We start from the raw sequence: 701 nt of genomic DNA, 5'->3' as shown, positions 1-701 counted from the left end.
GTAACATTGGCTTGATGAAAGCGGTAGATAAGTTCGAATATCGCCGTGGTTACAAGTTCTCGACTTACGCTACATGGTGGATTCGTCAGGCAATTACTCGTTCTATTGCTGACCAGGCACGTACGATCCGTATTCCGGTACACATGATCGAAACCATTAATAAATTGAACCGCATCTCACGCCAGATGCTTCAGGAAATGGGCCGCGAGCCAACACCTGAAGAGTTAGGTGAGCGCATGGATATGCCTGAAGACAAGGTACGTAAAGTCCTTAAGATTGCTAAAGAACCAATCTCAATGGAAACGCCTATTGGTGATGACGAAGATTCACACTTGGGTGACTTTATCGAAGATGGCCAGGCAGAATCGCCCGTTGATACGGCTACAGGCCAGGGCTTAAGAGAGTCTACACGTACGGTTCTTTCCGGACTAACTGCTAGAGAAGCAAAAGTACTACGTATGCGTTTTGGTATCGAAATGAACACAGACCATACTTTGGAAGAAGTAGGTAAGCAGTTCGACGTAACGCGTGAGCGTATCCGTCAGATCGAAGCGAAAGCGCTAAGAAAACTACGCCATCCAAGCCGCTCAGATCACCTAAGAAGCTTCCTGGACGAATAAGCATTTTCCTCTAGCATCTTCTTTCGGGGCGCATTATAATGCGCCCCGTATTGATCAAGAACTCTCTGGATCATCTCTTGG

General features: G+C 46.9%; 1 protein-coding gene. It reads left to right on the top strand.

The features are described 5' to 3' along the window. Window positions 1-620: sigma-70 family RNA polymerase sigma factor (locus tag A3735_RS26440; RefSeq protein WP_156499941.1), on the top strand; the 620-nt coding region annotated here is incomplete at its 5' end. Window positions 621-701 lie beyond the last annotated feature (81 nt).

This window comes from Oleiphilus sp. HI0061 (genome assembly GCF_001635675.1).
The sequence above is the reverse complement of the archived record's forward strand: the minus strand, read 5'-3'. Positions and strand labels throughout refer to the sequence as shown.